The sequence below is a fragment of the Bradyrhizobium liaoningense genome, from assembly GCF_018130825.1.
In the GTDB taxonomy this organism is placed as follows: domain Bacteria; phylum Pseudomonadota; class Alphaproteobacteria; order Rhizobiales; family Xanthobacteraceae; genus Bradyrhizobium; species Bradyrhizobium liaoningense_B.
In genome coordinates this window covers 1-20,198 of the sequence record NZ_JAFCJS010000012.1, presented here as the reverse complement: position 1 = coordinate 20,198, position 20,198 = coordinate 1, and the positions used below count along the sequence as shown (strand labels likewise).

At 64.8% G+C, this 20,198-nt stretch carries 18 protein-coding genes; 5 read left to right on the top strand and 13 right to left on the bottom strand.

Translation table 11 applies throughout. From position 1 onward, the window contains the following. Nucleotides 1-139: 139 nt before the first annotated feature. Nucleotides 140-2,245, top strand: coding sequence for a S9 family peptidase (locus JQ603_RS34880; RefSeq protein WP_212347154.1), 2,106 nt, complete (start codon nucleotides 140-142; stop codon nucleotides 2,243-2,245). Nucleotides 2,246-2,469: 224 nt separating this feature from the next. Here the strand turns inward: JQ603_RS34880 and JQ603_RS34875 are convergent, their stop codons facing one another. The 6 genes from JQ603_RS34875 to JQ603_RS34850 all read right to left on the bottom strand — a co-directional run bounded on the left by JQ603_RS34875 (nucleotide 2,470) and on the right by JQ603_RS34850 (nucleotide 8,849). Continuing rightward, on the bottom strand, nucleotides 2,470-3,561 hold the full coding sequence (locus JQ603_RS34875; protein ID WP_212347151.1) for an SMP-30/gluconolactonase/LRE family protein: 1,092 nt from the start codon (nucleotides 3,559-3,561) through the stop codon (nucleotides 2,470-2,472). Between the two features lie 75 nt (nucleotides 3,562-3,636). Continuing rightward, nucleotides 3,637-4,356 carry a ribonuclease activity regulator RraA gene (locus JQ603_RS34870; protein ID WP_212031075.1) on the bottom strand — a complete coding sequence of 240 codons (720 nt, stop codon included), beginning with the start codon at nucleotides 4,354-4,356 and terminating at the stop codon, nucleotides 3,637-3,639. 104 nt (nucleotides 4,357-4,460) lie between these two features. Continuing rightward, the gene (gene araD, locus JQ603_RS34865; RefSeq protein ID WP_212347148.1) at nucleotides 4,461-6,200 is read right to left on the bottom strand and encodes an L-arabinonate dehydratase; all 1,740 of its coding nucleotides are present in this window, start codon (nucleotides 6,198-6,200) and stop codon (nucleotides 4,461-4,463) included. Next, the gene (locus JQ603_RS34860; protein WP_212347145.1) at nucleotides 6,197-7,060 is read right to left on the bottom strand and encodes an ABC transporter permease; all 864 of its coding nucleotides are present in this window, start codon (nucleotides 7,058-7,060) and stop codon (nucleotides 6,197-6,199) included. Before JQ603_RS34860 ends, araD begins: the two co-directional genes overlap by 4 nt. A gap of 11 nt (nucleotides 7,061-7,071) precedes the next feature. Beyond that, entirely contained in the window at nucleotides 7,072-7,833 is a 762-nt protein-coding gene (locus JQ603_RS34855) for an ABC transporter ATP-binding protein (protein ID WP_212347142.1), read from the bottom strand. Then, nucleotides 7,833-8,849 (bottom strand): ABC transporter substrate-binding protein, encoded by a 1,017-nt coding sequence (locus JQ603_RS34850; protein ID WP_212347139.1) that lies wholly within the window; start codon nucleotides 8,847-8,849, stop codon nucleotides 7,833-7,835. The genes JQ603_RS34855 and JQ603_RS34850 overlap by 1 nt, the downstream gene beginning before the upstream one ends. A gap of 96 nt (nucleotides 8,850-8,945) precedes the next feature. Between JQ603_RS34850 and JQ603_RS34845 the strand changes: the two genes are divergently transcribed. Continuing rightward, a complete protein-coding gene (locus tag JQ603_RS34845; RefSeq protein WP_212347136.1) occupies nucleotides 8,946-9,659 on the top strand; it encodes a GntR family transcriptional regulator in 714 nt (237 codons plus the stop codon). Here the strand turns inward: JQ603_RS34845 and JQ603_RS34840 are convergent, their stop codons facing one another. Further along, complete coding sequence (locus JQ603_RS34840) at nucleotides 9,660-11,840, bottom strand: HAMP domain-containing methyl-accepting chemotaxis protein (protein WP_212347133.1); 2,181 nt, start codon at nucleotides 11,838-11,840, stop codon at nucleotides 9,660-9,662. 393 nt (nucleotides 11,841-12,233) lie between these two features. Between JQ603_RS34840 and JQ603_RS34835 the strand changes: the two genes are divergently transcribed. Both JQ603_RS34835 and JQ603_RS34830 read left to right on the top strand, forming a co-directional pair. Continuing rightward, nucleotides 12,234-12,662: a response regulator gene (locus JQ603_RS34835; RefSeq protein WP_212347130.1), complete on the top strand. Its 429-nt coding sequence runs from the start codon at nucleotides 12,234-12,236 to the stop codon at nucleotides 12,660-12,662. A 67-nt stretch (nucleotides 12,663-12,729) separates the two neighbouring features. Continuing rightward, a complete protein-coding gene (locus JQ603_RS34830; protein WP_212347127.1) occupies nucleotides 12,730-16,230 on the top strand; it encodes a PAS domain S-box protein in 3,501 nt (1,166 codons plus the stop codon). Nucleotides 16,231-16,383: 153 nt separating this feature from the next. Here JQ603_RS34830 and JQ603_RS34825 read toward each other — a convergent pair whose 3' ends face one another. Beyond that, nucleotides 16,384-17,019, bottom strand: a complete 636-nt coding sequence (locus tag JQ603_RS34825; RefSeq protein ID WP_020608024.1) for a response regulator transcription factor — start codon at nucleotides 17,017-17,019, stop codon at nucleotides 16,384-16,386. 150 nt (nucleotides 17,020-17,169) lie between these two features. Here JQ603_RS34825 and JQ603_RS34820 point away from each other — a divergent pair, with 150 nt between their 5' ends. Beyond that, nucleotides 17,170-17,475: a hypothetical protein gene (locus JQ603_RS34820; RefSeq protein WP_212347124.1), complete on the top strand. Its 306-nt coding sequence runs from the start codon at nucleotides 17,170-17,172 to the stop codon at nucleotides 17,473-17,475. 152 nt (nucleotides 17,476-17,627) lie between these two features. Here the strand turns inward: JQ603_RS34820 and JQ603_RS34815 are convergent, their stop codons facing one another. The 5 genes from JQ603_RS34815 to JQ603_RS34795 form a co-directional block, all read right to left on the bottom strand. Next, entirely contained in the window at nucleotides 17,628-18,131 is a 504-nt protein-coding gene (locus JQ603_RS34815; RefSeq protein WP_018645938.1) for a response regulator, read from the bottom strand. A gap of 141 nt (nucleotides 18,132-18,272) precedes the next feature. Beyond that, entirely contained in the window at nucleotides 18,273-18,590 is a 318-nt protein-coding gene (locus JQ603_RS34810; RefSeq protein WP_212347121.1) for a PilZ domain-containing protein, read from the bottom strand. A 2-nt stretch (nucleotides 18,591-18,592) separates the two neighbouring features. Then, complete coding sequence (locus JQ603_RS34805) at nucleotides 18,593-19,471, bottom strand: CheR family methyltransferase (protein ID WP_212347118.1); 879 nt, start codon at nucleotides 19,469-19,471, stop codon at nucleotides 18,593-18,595. A 62-nt stretch (nucleotides 19,472-19,533) separates the two neighbouring features. Continuing rightward, a complete protein-coding gene (locus tag JQ603_RS34800; RefSeq protein ID WP_018321619.1) occupies nucleotides 19,534-19,920 on the bottom strand; it encodes a response regulator in 387 nt (128 codons plus the stop codon). A 32-nt stretch (nucleotides 19,921-19,952) separates the two neighbouring features. Continuing rightward, nucleotides 19,953-20,198 (bottom strand): chemotaxis protein CheW (locus JQ603_RS34795; RefSeq protein ID WP_200948581.1); only part of this gene is annotated, 246 nt, incomplete at its 5' end.

Sequence of the window (20,198 nt, the reverse complement as noted above, 5' to 3'; positions counted from 1 at the left end):
TTGGCGCAGGCACGCTGGCAATTCGCGGAATCAGGACGATATAAGGGAACGCGGCGAACCCCTTCCTTCCCCCCTCTCCCCGCTTGCGGGGAGAGGCGAAGAGCAGCAACGCCGCGACACGTAGTTGAACGAGGACCGAGTGACACAAGCCAAGACGCCTTCGAAGCCCCCCGTCGCCCCGCGCCAGCCGCATTCATTCACCCGGCACGGCATCACCGTGACCGACGACTATGCCTGGCTTAAGGACGACAAATGGCAGGAGGTGCTGCGCGACCCCAAAGTGCTCGACCCTGACATCCGCAAATATCTGGACGAGGAGAACGTGTACACCGAGAGCCTGCTCGGCCATACCGCGTCGCTGCAGAAGACGCTGGTCGGCGAGATGCGCGGACGGATCAAGGAGGATGATTCCAGCGTGCCGTCGCCAGACGGGCCGTTCGCCTATTTCCGCAGGTTCCGCGAAGGCGGGCAGCACGAGTTGTTCGGACGCATGCCGCGCGACGGCGGCAACGAACACATCGTGCTCGACGGCGACGCACTCGCCAAGGACCACAAATATTTCAAGTTCGGCGGCAGCCGGCATTCCTATGATCACAAGCTGCAGGCCTGGAGCGCGGATACCAAGGGCTCGGAATATTTTTCCATCCGCGTCCGCGACTGGGGAAGCGGCAAGGATCTCGACGATCTCGTCGAGGAGACCGACGGCGGCGTGGTCTGGAGTGCGGATTGCAAAAGCTTCTTCTATGTGAAGCTCGACGACAATCACCGCCCGATGCAGGTGTGGCGGCACAGGCTCGGCACCAAGCAGGCCGATGACGCGCTGGTCTATGAGGAGCAGGATTCCGGCTGGTTCACCCATCTGCATGAGAGCACCAGCGGCCGCTTCTGCGTGATCGCGGGCGGCGATCACGAGACAAGCGAGCAGCGGCTGATCGATCTCGCCAACCCCGAGGCGCCGCCGCGCCTGGTCGCGGCGCGCGAGGAAGGCGTGCAATATTCGCTGGCCGACCGCGGCGACGAGCTGTTTATCCTCACCAATGCCGATGATGCCATCGACTTCAAGATCGTCACCGCGCCGCTTGGCTCGCCCGAGCGCAAGAACTGGCGCGATCTGATCCCGTATCGGCCGGGCATCTACATCATCGACCTCGATCTCTATGCCGGCCACCTGGTGCGGCTGGAGCGCGCCAACGCGCTGCCGTCGATCGTGATCCGCGATCTCGCTGGCGGGGGCGAGCACGCCATCGCTTTCGACGAGGCCGCCTATTCGCTGGACACGATGGGCTCCTACGAATTCGACACGACGAATTTGCGCTTTGCCTATTCGTCGATGACGACGCCGTCGGAAGTCTACGACTACGACATGGTCAAGCGCACGCGCACCCTGCGCAAGCGGCAGGAGATTCCGTCAGGCCATAACGTTGCCGACTACGTCACCACGCGCATCATGGCGAAGGCGCTAGATGGCGCCGAGGTGCCGGTCTCGATCCTCTATCGCCGCGGGCTGAAGCTCGACGGAGCGGCGCCGCTGCTGCTCTACGGCTACGGTTCCTATGGCATGGCGATGCCGGCCTCGTTCAACGCCAACCGCCTGTCGCTGGTCGACCGCGGCTTCGTCTACGCCATCGCCCATATCCGCGGCGGCGCCGACAAGGGCTGGGGCTGGTATCTCGACGGCAAGCGCGAGAAGAAGACGAACTCGTTCGACGACTTCTCAGCCAGCGCCCGCGCGCTGATCGATGCGAAATATACGAGCGCAAAGCGCATCGTCGGCCATGGCGGCTCGGCCGGCGGCATGCTGATGGGCGCGGTCGCCAACCGCGCCGGCGAATTGCTCGCCGGCATCGTCGCGGAAGTGCCGTTCGTTGACGTGCTCAACACCATGCTCGACGACACGCTGCCGCTGACGCCGCCGGAATGGCCGGAATGGGGCAATCCGATCGAGAGCGAGAAGGATTTTCGCACCATCCTGTCGTACTCGCCCTACGACAATGTCGCGGCGAAGGAGTATCCGGCGATCCTGGCGATGGGCGGCCTGACCGACCCGCGCGTCACCTATTGGGAGCCCGCCAAATGGATCGCACGCCTGCGCGCCACCATGCGCGGCGGCGGCCCGGTTCTCCTGCGCACCAACATGGGCGCCGGCCATGGCGGCGCATCGGGCCGGTTCGACCGTCTCGATGAAGTCGCGATCGTCTACGCGTTCGCGCTGTGGGCGGCGGGAATGGCGGAGGCCGGGGTGTAGCCACACCCACCGCCGTCGTCCCGGCGAAGGCCGGGACGACAGTGGGGTTGTAGGGCGAGTTATCGCCCCACAAGCAAGCCCTGTAGGGTGGGCAAAGGCGCATCGCGCCGTGCCCACCATCCTTCAACGATGTGACGAGAGCGGTGGGCACGCTTCGCTTTGCCCACCCTACGGCAGCTGAGTGTTCGGCGAGATTTCGCCTAACACTCCTAGGACTACTCGCCTCACACCGCCCCGTGCGCCTCGACATACAGCGCGTAGACCGAATGGCTGCTCGCCATATAGAGCCGATTATTCTTCGGCCCACCGAAGCAGAGATTGGCGCAGCGTTCGGGCAGTTTGATGAAGGCGAGCGGCTTGCCTTCGGGATTGAAGACCATCACGCCGTCGAGGTCCTCCGACTTGCCCCTGAGCGTAAACACCCGGCGGCCGCCGACATCAGTCGGCTCGGCTTGCAATGCGCCGTTGGAGCCCCAGCCGCACCAGAGATTGCCGTCGCGGTCGACGCGAAAGCCGTCGAGCGAGCCCTGGTCGGCTGCGTCGATCAGCTTGGTCTTGCCGCTTAGGGCACCGTCGTCGCCGACATTGTAGCTCCAGATGCTGCGGTTGGGCGTGCCCTTCCACTCGACGATGTAGAGCTTCTTCTCGTCGGGCGAGAAGGCGAGGCCGTTCGGATTGACGAGGTCGGTGAGCACCGCACTGATCTTGCCGTCCTTGGCGATGCGATAGACGTTGGTGGTGGCCTGCTCCGCCTTTTCCTTCTTGCCTTCCCACTCGCCGTTGATGCCGAACAAGGGATCGGTGAACCAGATGCTGTCGTCCGACTTCACCACGATGTCGTTCGGCGCGTTCAGCCGCTTGCCCTCGAACTTGTCGGCGAGCACGGTGATCTTGCCGTCCTTCTCGGTGCGGGTGATGCGGCGGGTGACGGAGTGCTCGCATGTGACGAGGCGGCCCTGGCGATCGCGCGCATTGCCGTTGGCATAATTGGCATTGGCGCGGAACACGCTGGTCTGTCCGGTCTTCTCGTCGAACTTCATGATCCGGTTGTTGGGGATGTCCGAGAACAGGAGATAGCCGCCTTCGGGGAAATAGGCGGGGCCTTCGGCCCAGCGCATGCCGGTCGCGACCTGCTCGACCGTCGACGAATAGAGCCGGTATTTTCCAAAGCTCGGATCGAGGATCTGGACGGCCGGATCCGGGTAGCGCTGGTTGGGCGTGAACGCGAACGACTGGGCGCCGGCGGCGCGGGCAAGAAGCGTCGAAGCCGCCGCCGCGCCGGCGCCGGCCATGAGGTTACGTCGCGTGAAATTCATAAAAGTCCTCCCTGCTTGATAAAAGGCCGGCGCTTGATGCGGCCGGCCTGTTTCTTGACGTGATGCAGACTTGACCTAGCGGCCGTTCTTCTTCCGCCATGCCGCAAAATCGGTGAGCGTTTGCGGATCGGTCGCGGGATAGAGACCAAAAATGCCGCGGCCCTTGCCGACTTCCTCGGTGACGAAGTCTTCGAACGCGGTCATCTCAAAAGTTTCGCTGGCGATCTCGTCTGCGAGATGCGCGGGGATCACGATGACTCCGTCGGCATCGCCGAGGATGACGTCTCCGGGAAACACCGGCGCGTCGCCGCAGCCGATGGGGACGTTGATCTCGATGGCCTGATGCAGCGTGAGATTGGTTGGAGCACTCGGACGGTGGTGATAGGCGGGAATGCCGAGCTTTGCGATCTCGGCCGAATCGCGAAAGCCGCCGTCGGTGACGACGCCGGCAACGCCGCGCTTCATCAGACGCGTCACCAGGATCGCACCGGCCGAGGCCGCGCGCGCATCCTTGCGGCTGTCCATCACCAGCACGGCGCCCGGCGGGCAATCCTCGACCGCCTTGCGCTGCGGATGGGAGCGGTCCTTGAAGACGTCGATGGTGTTGAGGTCCTCACGCGCCGGCATGTAGCGCAGTGTGAAGGCCTCGCCGACCATTGTCGGCTGGTCTGCGCCAAGCGGATGCACATCCTGGATCATCTGGATGCGCAGGCCGCGCTTGAACAAGGCGGTGGCGACCGTGGCGGTGGAGACGGATTTGAGCTTGTTGCGGGTGGCTTCGCTGAGTTTTGTCATTGGCGCTTTCTCTCTCGTTCGTCATTCCGGGGCACTCGCGCTAGCGAGTGAACCCGGAATCTCGAGGTTCCGGGTTCGCTTCGCGCCCCGGAACGACGGTGAATTTAGTAGATAGACGGCTCGCCGATCGGCGCGCCGAAATCGGTCTCGAGGAAGTCGAAGTCGCAGCCGTCATTGGCCTGCTTGATGTGTTTTGTGAACATCCAGCCATAGCCGCGCTCGAAGCGGCGCTCGGGCTGCTTCCAGGCGGCCCGGCGCTTGGCGAGCTCGGCTTCGGGAACGTCGAGATTGATCGTGCGTGCGGCAACGTCCAGCGTGATGCGGTCGCCGTTCTGCACCAGCGCCAGCGGGCCGCCGATGTAGGATTCCGGCGAGACGTGCAGGATGCAGGCGCCGTAGCTGGTGCCGCTCATGCGTGCGTCCGAGATACGCACCATGTCGCGCACGCCCTGCTTCACGAGTTTTGTCGGGATCGGCAGCATGCCCCATTCCGGCATGCCCGGACCGCCCTGCGGCCCCGCATTGCGCAGGATCAGGATGTGATCTTCGGTGACATCGAGATTGGGATCGTCGACCGCCGTCTTCATCGAGGGATAATCGTCGAACACCAGCGCCGGCCCGGTGTGCTTGAGGAAGCGCGGCGCGCAGGCGGAGGGTTTTATGACGCAGCCGTCGGGCGCGAGATTGCCCTTGAGCACCGCGAGGGCGCCTTCCTTGTAGATGGGATTGTCGATGCCGCGGATCACGTCGTCGTTGTGAACCTCGGCGCCCTCGATGTTCTCGCCGAGAGTCTTTCCGGTGACGGTGATGCAATCGAGATGCAGATGCGGCTTGATCTGGCCCATTAGCGCCGGCAGGCCGCCGGCATAGAAGAAGTCTTCCATGAGATAGGCATCGCCGCTCGGCCGGACGTTGGCGATCACGGGCACCTTGCGGCTGGCGATCTCGAAATCGTCGAGGCCGATGTCCTGGCCGGCGCGGCGGGCCTGCGCGATCAGATGGATGATCGCATTCGTGGAGCAGCCCATTGCCATCGCCACAGCAATGGCGTTCTCGAACGCCTTGCGGCTCTGGATCACCTTCGGCGTCAGGTCCTCCCACACCATCTCGACGATGCGGCGGCCGCATTCAGAGGCCATGCGGATGTGGTTGGCGTCGGCGGCAGGGATCGAGGAGGCGCCCGGCAGCGTCATGCCGATGGCCTCCGCGATCGCGGTCATGGTCGAGGCCGTGCCCATGGTCATGCAGGTGCCATAGCTGCGGGCGATGCCGGCCTCGATGTCGAGCCAGTCCTTCTCGGAGATTTTCCCGGCGCGGCGTTCGTCCCAGTATTTCCAGCCGTCGGAGCCGGAGCCGAGCGTCTTGCCTTTCCAGTTGCCGCGCAGCATGGGACCAGCCGGCAGGTAGATCGCCGGGATGTTCATCGAAGTGGCGCCCAACAGCAACGCCGGCGTGGTCTTGTCGCAGCCGCCCATCAGCACCACGCCGTCGACAGGATGGCTGCGCAGAAGCTCCTCGGCGTCCATCGCCAGCAGGTTGCGATAGAGCATTGTCGTCGGCTTCAGCAGCGATTCCGACAGCGACAGCGCCGGCAATTCCAGCGGCAGGCCGCCGGCCATCAGGATGCCGCGCTTGACGTCATCGACCCGCGACTTGAAATGCATGTGGCAGGGCTGCGCGTCCGACCAGGTGTTGAGGATCGCGATGATCGGCCGGTCCTTCCACTCCTCGGGTGCGTAGCCCATCTGCATGGTGCGGGAGCGGTGGCCGAACGAGCGGAGATCGTCGGGCGCGAACCAGCGCGCGCTGCGAAGCTGGTCGGGGGTAATTTTCTTCTTGGTCATGATTGGGTGCCCCATTTCTGCACGGTGTTCCGCTCGATGGCGCGGAAGATCAGGTTCTCGACAAAGAGCCCGATGATGATCACCGTCAAGAGGCCTGCGAAGACCGCAGGTATGTCGAGGAGGTTGCGGTTCTCGAAGATGAACCAGCCGAGCCCGCCCTGGCCCGAGGACACGCCGAACACCAGCTCGGCCGCGATCAGCGTGCGCCAGGCGAAGGCCCAGCCAATCTTGAGGCCGGTGAGGATCGAGCCGAAGGCGGCGGGGATCAGGATCTTGGCCACGTAAGGCAGCCCGCGCAGGCCGTAATTGCGGCCAACCATGCGCAACGTGTTGGACACGCTCTTGAAGCCGGAATGGGTGTTGAGTGCGACCGGCCACAGCACCGAATGGATCAGCACGAAGACGAGGCTGCCATTGCCGAGCCCGAACCAGATCAACGCCAACGGCAACAGCGCAATCGCCGGCAGCGGGTTGAACATCGCCGTGACCGTCTCCAGGAAGTCGGTGCCGATCCGGGTCGAGATCGCGAGGATCGTGAAGATCGCGGCCAGCACGATGCCGGCCGAATAGCCCATGAACAGAACCTTCAACGAGGTCCAGGCCCGCATCGGAATGGTGCCGTCCCTGGTGCGATCGTAGAGCGTGGCGATCGTGTCGTGCAGCGTCGGAAACAGCAGCGGATTGTCGAGCGTGACGCCGTAGGCTTCCCATACCGCCGCAAGGAACAGGATGATGACGGTCTTGCGGACAAATCCGTCGTTCCAGAGCAGCTCGGCCACGCTGAGCTTGCGCTCGACCTCGCTCGCACCGGTGGCGGCGGCGACCGGCGCGTCACGCAGCAATATTCTCGCTTCGCCCATGACAGGCTCCCTCAATGCGCGGTGGCTTCGCCGGCGAACAGGAGATCGTGGATCTCCTTCTCCAGCCGGCCGGCGCTGCCGTCTTCGTTCGAGACCTTGTCGACGTCGACCACCTCGGCTTTGACCCGGCCCGGATGCGGCGACAGCAGCAGGATGCGGTTGCCGATGCGGATCGCTTCCGCGATCGAATGGGTCACGAACAGCACGGTGAATTTGGTCTCGCTCCAGAGCTGGAGCAGCTCGTCCTGGCAGGTCCGGCGCGTCAGCGCGTCGAGCGCGGCGAACGGCTCGTCCATCAGCAAAATGTCCGGCTCCATCGCCATGCCGCGCGCGATCGCGACGCGCTGCTTCATGCCGCCGGACAGCGTGTGCGGATAGGCATCGACCACGCGGGTGAGACCGACCTTCTCGATATAGGCCCGCGCCTTCGCCTCGGCGTCCCTGCGCGACAGTTTTCGCGCGGTGAGCAGCGGAAACATGACGTTGGCGAGTACGCTCTTCCAGGGCAGGAGCTGGTCGAACTCCTGGAAGATCATCATGCGATCCGCGCCGGGGCCGTGGATCTCGCGATCGCCGATGGTCATGCGGCCCTCGCTCGGGCTCATATAGCCGCCGACAGCCTTGAGCAAAGTGGACTTGCCACAGCCGGACGGCCCCAGCAGCACGAAGCGGTCGGACTTGTCGACGGTGAAGGAGACTCTTTCCGTGGCGGTGACGACGGCGCTGGAGGTCTTGTAGCGCAGCGTCACCCCGCTGACGTCGAGCAGTGCCATCAGTTGCCCTTCAGGTCGTGCGCGACGGGGAGATAATAGTCGGTCCAGGCCTTGGGCTGGTTCTTCAGCGTGCCGGTCTTGTAGAGATGGGCGGCGAATTTCATCGTGCCCTGCGGCTCGAGATTCCACTCCATCATGCCGGGCTCCTTGAGGAGATCGAGCAGCTCCTCCACCGAGGTCTTGTCGCCGGTGATCTCCTTGTAGATATCGACGGCCTGCTTCGTGTCGCTGCGGATCAGATCCTGCGCCTCCTTGGTGGCATCGCGCACGGCCTGGATAATCTTCGGATTGGCGTCGGCGAATTTGGTCGTGGTGAAGAACTGCGCCTGGCTGAGCGGACCGCCCATCACGTCAGGCGAGCTCAGCACGACATGCGCGCCCGGCACGTTCTTCAATTCCAGGAACGTGAAGGGCGGGATCGAGAAATGGTTGTGCACCTCGTGCTTGGGATTGGCGAGCGCCGCATAGGCATCGGGGTGACCGAGCTGCACGGTGTTGGCATCCAGCTTCGACCATTGGTCGGCACCGAAGGCTTCGGCGGCCGCGATCTGCAGCACGATCGCCTGGGTCGAGACCTTCACCGTCGGCACCGCGATCTTGTCGCTCGGGCCAAAATCCTTGATCGACTTGATGTTGGCGTCGCGGCTGATCAGCGTCATCGGCTGCGCCGAGGTCGCGACGATGCCCTTCACGCCGCCGCGGGTGCGGTCCCACAGCAGGAGAAGATTGCCGGTGCCGGTGTTGAGGATGTCGACGCCGCCGGCGAGCAGCGCGTCGGTCTGCGCGCCGCCGCCGGAGAAGGTGATCCATTTGGTGGTCACACCCGCTACGCCGAGCGAAGCTGCGTGCTTCTCGATCAGCTTCAGCTTCTCCATGATGTGGCTCGGCATGTAGAAAATGCCGGGCTGGCGCGACAGCGCGATCTCGGATTTCTGCTGAGCCTGCGCCGCGGGCGCAGAAAGGGCGCTGGCGGCCAGGACGGCGGCCGCAAGCTTGCTGCGAAGATGCTTGATCATTGTTGTGTGTTTCCTCCGGGTGCGCGTCGCGCTGCGTTGACCCTGCTGATGCACTAATATATTAGTGCATCAAAGGCAAGCCCGCTGGGACCCGACATGGAAGCAGCCCATACCGCGCCGCGCGCGGCGTCACGACCCGCCCGGCTCGACCGCGCCCGCCAGGCCGCGCCGCAGGTGTTCGAGCGGCTGCGCAATGCGATCATCGCCCTGGAGCTGCCGCCGGGCGCGCCGCTGTCGCGCGCCGAGCTCGCCAGCCAGTTCGGAATCAGCTCGACCCCGGTGCGCGATGCCCTGATGCGGCTCGAGGAAGAGGGCCTGGTCGACGTTTTTCCGCAGCACGCGACCGTGGTCAGCCGGATCGACATCAGCCGCGCCCAGCAGGCGCATTTCCTGCGCCAGGCACTGGAACTGGAGATCGTCCGGCTGCTCGCGGAGACGCATGACGACGCCCTGATCATCCGCCTCGACCACGCCATCGCACTCCAGCAGCAATTCGCCAAAGCGGGCGACTTCGAGGCCTTCATGGCCGGCGACAACGACTTCCACGCCCAACTCTATGCGGCGGCCGGCAAGCAGGATCTGTGGGCGCTGGTGCGCAGCCGCAGCGGGCATATCGACCGGCTGCGCCGGCTGCATCTGCCCTCACCCGGCAAGGCCCAGAACATCGTGCGCCACCACAGGCTGATCACGCGTGCGATCGAGGCGACAGATCCCGATGCCGCGCAACAGCATCTGCGCAAGCATCTGTCGGGCACGCTCAGCGAGCTCGACAAGATCCGGAGCCACCATCCGGAGTACCTGACGGATTGATCAGGCCACATCGCGGACGCTACGACGTTCCGGCCCGCGATAATCGGCATCATCGCCATCGCGGCGGTCCATCGGACCAGTGCGCAGCCTGACGAAGAAGGCCTGGACCTCGGTGGCGAGGCGTTCGGCCGCTCCCGAAACGTGGTTCGCGGCCCCCAAGACGTCATCGGCCGAGCGGTTGGTTTCCGCGATGGCGCCGGAGACGGTGCCGATGCTGCTCGCCAGCGTCTGCGTTCCCGACGCCGCCATTTGGACGTTCTGCGAGATCTCCCGCGTCGCCGCGCCCTGCTCCTCGACGGCGCTGGCGATCGCCGCGGTCACCTCGTCGATCCGGCGCATGGCGGTTGCGACCTCCTTGACGGAGGCGACTGCGCTGCCGGTCGAATTCTGGATCGCGGCAATGTGCTGGGCGATCTCCTGCGTCGCATTGCGGGTCTGGTCAGCCAGCGCCTTGACCTCGGACGCGACCACGGCAAAGCCGCGACCGGCCTCGCCGGCGCGCGCCGCCTCGATGGTGGCGTTGAGCGCCAGCAGGTTGGTCTGGGCCGCGATCGCCTGGATCAAATCGACCACCGAGCTGATGCTCTGTGCGGCCTGCGCGAGACCCTCGATCTCGCTCTCCGAGCGCGCGGTCACCTCGCCCGCGGAGCGCACGGTCTTGTTGGACAGTTCGATCTGCCGGCCGATCTCGACGATGGAGCTCGCGAGCTGCTCCGCCGCCGCGGCGACGGTCTGGACGTTGACCGCGGTCTGTTCGGAGGCGGTCGCTGCGGACGCAGCCTGGCTCGTCGCGTGGTTGGCGATGCCGCCGAGGCTCTCCGCGGTCTGCCGCATGGTGCCCGCATTCTCGCCGACCAGCGCGAGCAGATCGCGCGAGGTCGCGCGAAAGTCCTCGACCGCGTCCTCCATGTTGCGGTTGGCCGCTTCGCGCGCTTCCGCTTCGCGCGCGAGAGACGCCGCCGCCTGCTGCTGGGCGATCACATTGTCGCGGAATTTGGCCACCGCCTGCGAGACCACGCCGATCTCGTCGCCGCGCTCGGCCGTCCTGAACTCGACACTGGTGTCGCCGCCGGACAGGCGCGCTGAATCGCCCACCAGCTCGACGATCGGACGGGTGATGGAGCGCGCGACCAGGATCGCGATCACTGTGGCGAGCGCAAGCCCCGCTGCGAGCAGGATCCATTGCAGCAGCAGCAATCTCTCGACCGCGTCGGCGACGTTACGCGCATCCTCGGCTAGCTTCGACTGCTGGTCGCTCTTGAGACCGCCGGAGCGCTTGCCATCGGCGTCCTTGCGACCGTCGAGCAGATCGAGGATGCGGGCCGCGCGCGGTGCGGCCTCGGTGGACAGGATGAAGACCGGCATGTTCCATTGCGGCGTCTGGCGGATCGCGAAGATCTTCTGCGGCAGCGGGGTAAATGCCTCGTTCGCCTTGACGATGGCCCGGTAGGCGGTCGCCTGCCGTTCGGTGAGCAGATCCGCCTGGGTGCCGACCGATGCGAGCGCGGCCCTGAAGGTCGCCAACGGCTTTTCGAACTTGTCTCGATCGGCGGCCTCGCCCGAGGCCACGTACAGGCGCAATTGCGATCCCGCGGCAGCAAGATTGCCGCGTACGTCGGCAAAGGTCTTGAGCAGGCGCTTGCGCTGCGGCGTCGCCTCCAGCGTCTCCTCCTCGTCGATCATCGCGGTGATCTCGGCGAACATGGTCGCGATCAGCGGCGCGGCCTCTTTCGCCAGCAGCTCGCTCGCCGGATAGGCCGACGGGGTGAAGGCGGCGAGCTCGGCCTTGTCCTGGGCCTGGCGGAATTCCGCCATCAGCGCTTTGGCTTCACTCCAATTGGACTTGTTCTGCGGATTGGAAAAGCCCTCCGCCATGCGGTCGACTGCGGCGGCCGTGCGGTCCAGCTCGGCCCAGACTGCGGCCCGGTCGCGCTTACCCTGCGCATCGCCCGTCAGCAGATAGCCGCGCAACGTCGAAAGCGTGGAATAGAGATTGCCGACGAGCTCCGTGCTCGCGATCGCGACCGGCGCCCGCTGGTCCACGACCGCCCTGATCCGCGACGAAATGTCGGAGACGGCGGCAACGGTGTAGATCACGGTCGCCGCGAGCAGAATGCAGATCAATGCAAAGCCGCCGAGCAGCCGGGTGCGAATTCCGGTGTTCGCGATCGATTTGAACATGAGAGGTCTCGTGTTGATGCCGGTTGGGGGGACGGCTTCGTCGGTTGCCAGAATGCGAAAATGAAATGCGCGAAATACGGATACGGAAACTATCGGAGATTGTAGTCCACGGCCTTTAATCCATAATGAAGGCCCCGGCCCCGTACAACTACGGCGGGAACAATATCTCCTGTTACTGAAATGGGTTACGGCATTCGGAACCAAAGCTCTAACTCATATGCACGCAAGAGTGCGTATGATGTGCAAAGGCATTGCCTCCCGGCGCGCCAGGAAAGGCAATCCCGGCAAACGCGAGGCGCTTGCGGCCCGGACAGAATCCGCGCAACAATTTCGCATTTGTTGCTTTGATTTGAGGTCGCTGGAACGTCCCATGCGATCAGGAGGATTTCAGACGTGGCCAACATCCTGATCGTGGATGACGACCCGGCCGTGCAGATCACGATCCGGCTGCTTCTGGAAAGAGCCGGCCATCACGTCACCGTCGCCGGCGATGGCCACAAGGGACTTGCACTGTTCGAGGCCAGCCCGTTCGACCTGCTGTTTCTCGACATCTTCATGCCCGGCATGGACGGGCTGGAGACCATGCGCCACATCCGGGCGCTGGCCCCGGCCATCCCAATCATCGTCATTTCCGGGCGCTCGATCACGCCGGAGGCCTATGCGGAGCCGGATTTCCTGAAAATGGCGACCAAGCTCGGCGCGGTGGCGAGCCTTCAAAAGCCGTTCCGACCCGATGCGCTCCTCGCCGCGGTCGACGGTTGCCTGAAACCGGCGCCGTCATCATCCACGCAGCAATCCGGTACCGGCTCCGGCCGCCGATGACAGAGCCATCCATGGGGCGCAGTCACAGGACATTGGGGACCGTGCGCGACGCGGCACGAAGGCCGACATGACCCTCGCGACCCGGCTGGCCATCGCAATGATTCTGCTGGTCGCGGCTGCGGTCGCTGCGGTCGGCTGGCTGAGCCATTACAGCCTGGAACGGGCCCTGCTGCCGCGCGTGCTCGACCGCATCGAAAGCCATTCGCGGCTGCTCGTCTCCCAGCTCGAGGCCCATGCGAACGGCGCGCGCGCCGACGTCGCGACGTTCCGCTCCCGCGCCGCGGCGCGAGGCATGATCGATGCCCATTTCAACGGCGGGGTCGATCCGGTCGATCACCTCTCCGAAAAGACCTGGCGCGACCGCCTGCTGACGCGCCTCGTCGCCGATGTCGGCGCCAACCCGGCCTACGCGAAATACCGCATCATCGGCACCGACGGCGCCGAGTATCTGCGCGTCGACCGTTCCGGCCCGAACGGATCGGTGCTGGCCGTTCCCGACGATCAATTGCAACACAAGGAGGAGCGCTTCTTCTTCCAGGAAGCGATCAAGCTGTCCGAAGGCCAAGTCTACGTCTCGCCGGTCGACCTGAACATGGACGATGGCGTCATCCAGATGCCCCATGTTCCGACATTGCGCGTCGCGGCGCCGCTGTTCGGGCCCGGTCAGCGCCTGTTCGGGATCGCCATCATCAATGTCGATATGCGTCAGGTGTTCGACCGCATTCGCATATCGATCCGGCCGGGCGAGCAGGTCTATGTCGTCGGCCGCAACGGCGACTATCTCGTGAATCCGGATCGCACCCGCGAGTTCGGCACGCAATTGGGGACGCCGACCCGTTGGCAGAATGACTTCCCCTATTTCGCGAAGCTTACCGGATCGACGCAGAGCGCCAGCCAGGTCGTGCCGGGCAGCGATGGCAAGCCGGGCGGCTCGGCGATCGCGCCCGCGATCCTGGCCGAGGACCAGTGGGTCGGCATCATCCGCGTCGTCCCCAACGCCTCGTTCATGGCGCCGGCCGTCGCCATCGGACAGACAACCCTCACGATCGGCCTCGTCGCGGTGCTGGTCGCCGCCGTGCTGGCCGTGCTGCTGGCCCGATCCCTGACCCGGCCGATCGGGCGGCTCACCGCCGCGGTCGAGGCGATCGGGCACGGCAAGCCTGCGGAGATTCCGATCGACGCGTCGGGCGAGACGGGAATGCTGGCGCGCGCCTTTGCCCGCATGGTCGAGGAGACGAAGGCAAAGACATCGGCGCTGGAACATGAGATCGAGGAGCGGCGGCGTACCGAGGCTGCCCGCGACGACCTCGCCGTGCGCGAGCGCCTGTTCAGCGCGGCGGTGCAATCCTCCGACGATTCGATCGTCATGCAGACGCTCGAAGGCAACATCATCGGCTGGAACGCTGCGGCCGAACGCCTCTACGGCTATTCGGCCGGGGAAGCGGTCGGACAGCCGACCTCGATCCTGTTGCCGCCTGATCGTCGCGAGGAGGGCAAGGACTATCTGCGGCGGATCGCGCGGGGCGAGCGGATCGAGCATTTCGAGACCGTGCGCCTGCGCAAGGACGGCACGCCGGTGGAGATCTCGGTGAGCCTTTCGCCGATCAGGGGGCCGTCGGGCGAGATCATCGGCGCCTCCGGCTCGGCGCGCCGCCTCACTGACGCGCGACGAACCGAGCGGGCGCTGCAGCAGCAGCTCGAGGAGCGGCGACAGCTTTTCGACGCCTCGCAGGACCTGATCATGATCATGAACTCGCGGGGCCATATCGTGCAGATCAGCCCGAGCTGCGAGGCCATTCTCGGCTACCGGCCCGACGAGATGATCGGTCGCAGCGGCGCGGATTTCGTCCATCCCTCGCATCTCGAACGATCCCGCGAGGACATGCGCGCGCTCAGGCGCGGCGAGCACCCGAAGCTCGCCGACACCCGCTGCTTCCACAAGGACAGGCGTGAGGTCTGGCTGTCCTGGCTCGGCAACTGGTCCGACCAGGCCAAGCGCTTCTTCTTCGTCGGGCGCGACATGATCGAGGCGAGGCTCGCGGAAGAATCCCTGCGCGACAGCGAGCAGCTCGCGCGCAACATTGTCGAGACTGCGCTCGACGCCTTCGTCCAGACCGACGAGCGCAGCATCATCCTGAACTGGAGCTCGCGGGCCGAAGAGCTGTTCGGCTGGCGCCGCGACGAAGCGCTGGGCCGCAGTTCAATCGACCTCATCGTCGCGCCCGGTGAGCGTGACAGGGTCAGGGAAGGCCTCGCGCGCTTCCTCGATTCCAGGGACGGCCAGATACTCAACCGCCGCCGCGAGCTGATGTGCTGCCGCCGCGACGGCAAGGACTTCAGGGCCGAGCTGAGCGTCACGGCGCTGAAGCGTCGCGAAGGCATCCTGTTCAACGTCTTCTACCGCGACCTCACCGACAAGATCGCCTCCGAGGAGCGCATCCGCCACGCCGAGAAGATGGAGGCCGTCGGCCAGCTCACCGGCGGCGTGGCGCACGACTTCAACAACATCCTCACCGTGATCACCGGGACGATCGAAATCCTCGGCGACGCCGTGGCCAAGGAACCCGAGCTCGCAGCGATCACCCGGATGATCGACGAGGCGGCCGGACGCGGCGCCGAGCTGACCCAGCACCTGCTCGCGTTTGCGCGCAAGCAGCCGCTGCAGCCACGCGAGATCGACATCAACTCGCTGATCATCGACACTGCAAAGCTGCTGCGGCCGACGCTGGGCGAGCAGATCCAGATCGAATCGGTGTTCGAGGACGAGAGCTGCGTCGCGATCGTCGATCCCAACCAGCTCACCACCGCGATCCTCAACCTCGCGCTCAATGCCCGCGATGCCATGCCCGGCGGCGGCAAGCTGATCGTCGAGACGGGCACCGCCTATCTCGACGAGGTCTATGCCAGCGTCAACGATATCAGGCCCGGCCACTACGTGCTGATCGCCGTGAGCGATACCGGCACCGGCATTCCATCCCACATGCTGGCGCGGGTGTTCGACCCCTTCTTCACCTCGAAGGGACCGGGCAAGGGCACCGGGCTCGGGCTATCCATGGTCTACGGCTTCATCAAGCAGTCCGCCGGCCACATCAAGATCTACAGCGAGGAAGGCCACGGCACCACGATCAAGATGTATCTGCCGCCGGGCAAGACCGCGACGGCGGTCGGCGACGGCGTGACGCCCGCGACGATCGAGGGTGGACACGAGACGATCCTGGTGGTCGAGGATGATCGGCTGGTGCGCGACTACGTGCTCGCGCAACTGCATTCGCTGGGCTACGTCACCCTGCAGGCTGCGAACGCCGCGGAGGCGCTCGCAATCGTCGCCGCCGGAAAGCCGTTCGACCTGCTGTTCACCGACGTCATCATGCCCGGCAAGATGAACGGGCGGCAGCTCGCCGACGAGCTGATGAAGACTCGCCCCGATCTCAAGGTGGTCTACACGTCAGGCTATACCGAGAACGCGATCATCCATCACGGCCGGCTGGATTACGGCGTCCTGCTGCTGGCAAAGCCCTATCGCAAGTCGGATCTGGCGCGGATCATCCGCAAGGCGCTGAACGGGTGAGCCGCGATCTCGTGTCCCGAACAAGGCGCAGCGTGTAAACGCTGCGACGCAGAGCCGGGACCCAGAGCTGTCAGCCGTGGAGTTGAAGAAATGGGCCCCCGGCTCAGCGGCGCATCATTTCATGATGCACCGCGTCCGGGGCACGAGACCATTTTACGACGCGCGCTGGGCCGCAGTCATCACGATGCGGATCAGGTCGGCGGCATTGCGCGCACCGAGCTTCTTCATGATGTTGGCGCGGTGGTCCTCGATGGTGCGCGGGCTGATGCCGAGAGTGCGGCCGGCCTCCTTGTTGGAGGCACCGGAGGCGAACTGCTCGAGCACCTCGCGCTCCCTGCGCGTCAACGGCTCGCGGCCGGGGAAATGCAGCGAGCCGAATTTCGGCGACGCGTTCTCTGCCTGCCGGCGCGCATAGGCGCCGATCGCCTCGTCGAGCCGGCCGACGATCTCGCTGCCGCGGAACGGCTTCTCGATGAAGTCGAGCGCGCCGTTCTTGATGGCGCTCACCGCCATCGTGATGTCGCCCTGCCCGGAGATCATGAAGATCGGCGCAGGATAATCCTCGCCGTGCAGCTCCTTCAGAATGTCGAGACCCGACTTTCCGGGAATGTGCACGTCGAGCAGGATCGCAGCCGGTGTGCGGTTTCGCGCAACGGACAGCAGCGCTGCACCGTCCGCAAAACAGATCACCTCATAGCCCGCCGCCTTGAGCACCATCGACAAGGTGTCGCGAACGGCAGGGTCGTCGTCGACTACGAAGATTTCACCGCGAGAGCTTTGTTCGGCCATGTGCCACATCCAGTTGGCATGAAGGACTCGCGTCCGCGCCCTCCCGTTATGGCGTTCGGCGCGGATTCGGCCCACCCGTATTTGTACGGGACATGGACTTAACGCACAAGTAGCGGGGAGGTGCCTTATTGCGGGAGACGGAGAATATCCATGCTAAATTACGCAGGCACACCCCCGCTCGCCGCGATGGCTGACGCCGACAGCCGTCAGTTGATCGCAGCTGAACTTCGCTCTCTGATCGCGCGCATCGACCTCAGTATGCGTCTGATCGACGCGGCCATGACCGCGGACGACATGGAGCCGGAGGACGACAGCGCTACCGCGGGTTCCAACAAGATCTTCGTGCTCGACGACGTCACGCCGCGTTTTGCCACGGCAGGCGCCGCCCTCAACGCCTGCCGGGCCGAGCTCGATCACGCCCTGCAGCAACTGTCGGAATCGGACAATCCCGCGTAAGCCGCAACCGCGCGCTGCCTGCCGCGACCCTCTGCATGACAGCTCCGCAGCCTAAAGCGCGGTGAGATTTGGATGGATCGTCGTCGCGCTTTAGGTTGTTGTTTACGCATGATCTTTCCGGAAAACCGCGTCGCACTTTTCCGGATCATGCTTCAGGCGCGGTGCCGCTCCACGATCGCGTCGGTCGCGACACCACCCCAGGTGTGGATCGCCGGCAGGCCCATCGCGGTCTTGCCGAGATTGGCGAGGCTGATGCGCAGGGCCGCGAGGTCGAGCGGCTTGGGCAGGCTCTGGAGCTCGATCCCGACCGAACGGGCGAAGCTGCGGGCGGCGCTGCGGCGCTTGCCGTCCATGCCGCTGATGACGATCACCGCACCGGCGAACTTCGCCTCGGCCATCTCGCGCAGCACGTCGATGCCGTCGCCGTCCTCCAGCACGAGATCCAGCGTCACGCAGTCGAAGCGCGCGGCGCGGAGCTTTTCGATCGCCTCCGCCACCGACGGCGCCACGGTGACCTCGTGGCCGGCCTGCTTGGCGGCGACGGTGATCAGGCTGCGCTGCGTGGCGTCGTCATCGACGACCAGGAGCTGAAGCGCACGCCGCTCGGCGACGTCGGGCAGGTTCGATGTGACGGGGGAGAGGGAACTTCTGGGCATTGCCGGATCCTGAGATTGAGACAGGCAATGGATACACGGCGCGCGCTTAGGCGACGTAAAGCCACTGCGGCAAATTCGTTCGGATGTTTCAGCAAATATAAAGCAACGTGGCGGAAAGCGCAGGGCCGCGCCGCGTGCGGGTCAGGCTGCCGCGTCGTGACCGCCGGATGCGCCGCGCTTCTTGCGGTTCTTGCCGCGCAGGAACTGGATGTCCATTTCGGCGCCGTTGACCCGCACCAGCTCGCAGCGGCGGTAGGCAAGGCCGGTCGACGACAGCAGCAGGAAGAACTCCTTCAGGTTCAACCCCTGGATCGAGCCTTCGACCGTCAGGATGGCATCGGTGTCGGAAATGGCGTTGAGCTTGCAGTCGCGACGCCAGGTGCCGTCGATGGCCATGATGCAGACATCATAGCCGCGGCTGAACGTCACGCGTTCGGCGCCCTTGCCATCCTCGGCCATGCCTATCGTCCTGCCATCACCGCGATGCGCGGCGCCGCGCCGGCGAGAGCCGGCTTGGCAGCCGCCGCACGCGGATCGTTCGGCTTGTAGAGGCCGCGCCGGTCCGGAATCGGCCGGAACGTATCGGTCAATCCGACCACGGTTTCCGCCGCGCCAAGCACCAGGAAGCCGTCGGGCTCGATCTGGCGCGCCAGGCGGTTGAAGATGTTGATCTTGGTGTCCTGGTCGAAATAGATCAGCACGTTGCGACAGAAGATGACGTCGAACGTCCCGAGCTGGGCAAAATCGTGCAGCAGGTTGAGCTGCCGGTGCTGGATCATCGCCCGCAATTCGGGATTGATCTGCCAGGTCTCGCCGGTCTGCTTGAAATACTTCACCAGCATCTGGATCGGCAGGCCGCGCTGCACCTCGAACTGGCTGTAGATGCCGGCCTTGGCCTTCTCCAGCACCTCCTGCGACAGATCGGTCGCGATGATCTCGACGCGCCAGCCGGTGAGGGCCGCACCCATCTCCTTCAGGCACATCGCCAGCGAATAGGGCTCCTGCCCGGTCGAGCCCGCGGCGCACCAGATCCGCACGCTGCGCTTGCCGGCGCGGGCCTTGATGATCTCCGGCATGATGTGGTCGCGGAAATGATCGAACGGGACCTTGTCGCGGAAGAAGAAGGTCTCGTTGGTGGTCATGGCTTCGACCACGTCGGTGATCAGCTGGCGCGAGCCGGCCTGCAGCTTCTGCACGAGCTCGGCGATGCCGGAGAGCCCGGCCTTGCGGGCGAGCGGCAGCAGGCGGCTTTCGATCAGATATTGCTTGTCTGCGGACAGATCGAGACCGGAATTATCCTTCAGAAACTTACGCAGATACTCGTACTCGGTCGGGGTCACGGATGGCCTCTCAGAAAGCTGTACTGGAACACTCTGGCCCAAACACTTTAGGCCAGACACACTCAGACCATGGCTTGTCCGACCGGGATCAAACCAACTTCAGCGAACTTGTCGGCGATAATGTCTTTGTCGAAGGGCTTCATGATGTACTCGTTGGCGCCGCCGCTGAGCGCCTGAGCGATATGAGCCACGTTGTTCTCGGTGGTGCAGAACACCACCTTCGGCTGGTCGCCGCCGGGCAGGCGGCGCATGTGGCCCATGAACTCGAAGCCGTCCATGACCGGCATGTTCCAGTCGAGCAGCACCGCATCGGGCAGCTGCCGCTGGCAGATCTCCAGCGCCTTCGAGCCGTCCTCGGCCTCGGTGACCTCGAACTCGAGGCCTTCCAGGATCCGGCGCGCGATCTTGCGTACGACGCTGGAATCATCGACCACCAAACACGTTTTCATTTTGGTTCTCCGGCTTCGATGTTTTCGTTGGCTTACGCTGCCATCTGCACTTTGGTTTCGAGATCGAGGACGCGATCGACGTCGAGCACGACCATGAGCTGGCCGTCGAGACGGTGAACGCCGCCGGCGAGCTTGGCCATGCGGGGATCGAGGTTGACGGGGTTCTCTTCCATGCCGGCCTCGGGCAGGCGCAGCACCTCACCGATCTGGTCGATCAGCAGGCCATAGGATTCACCGCGCAAATCGACACCGACCGCCATCGGGGTCTTGCCGTCCTC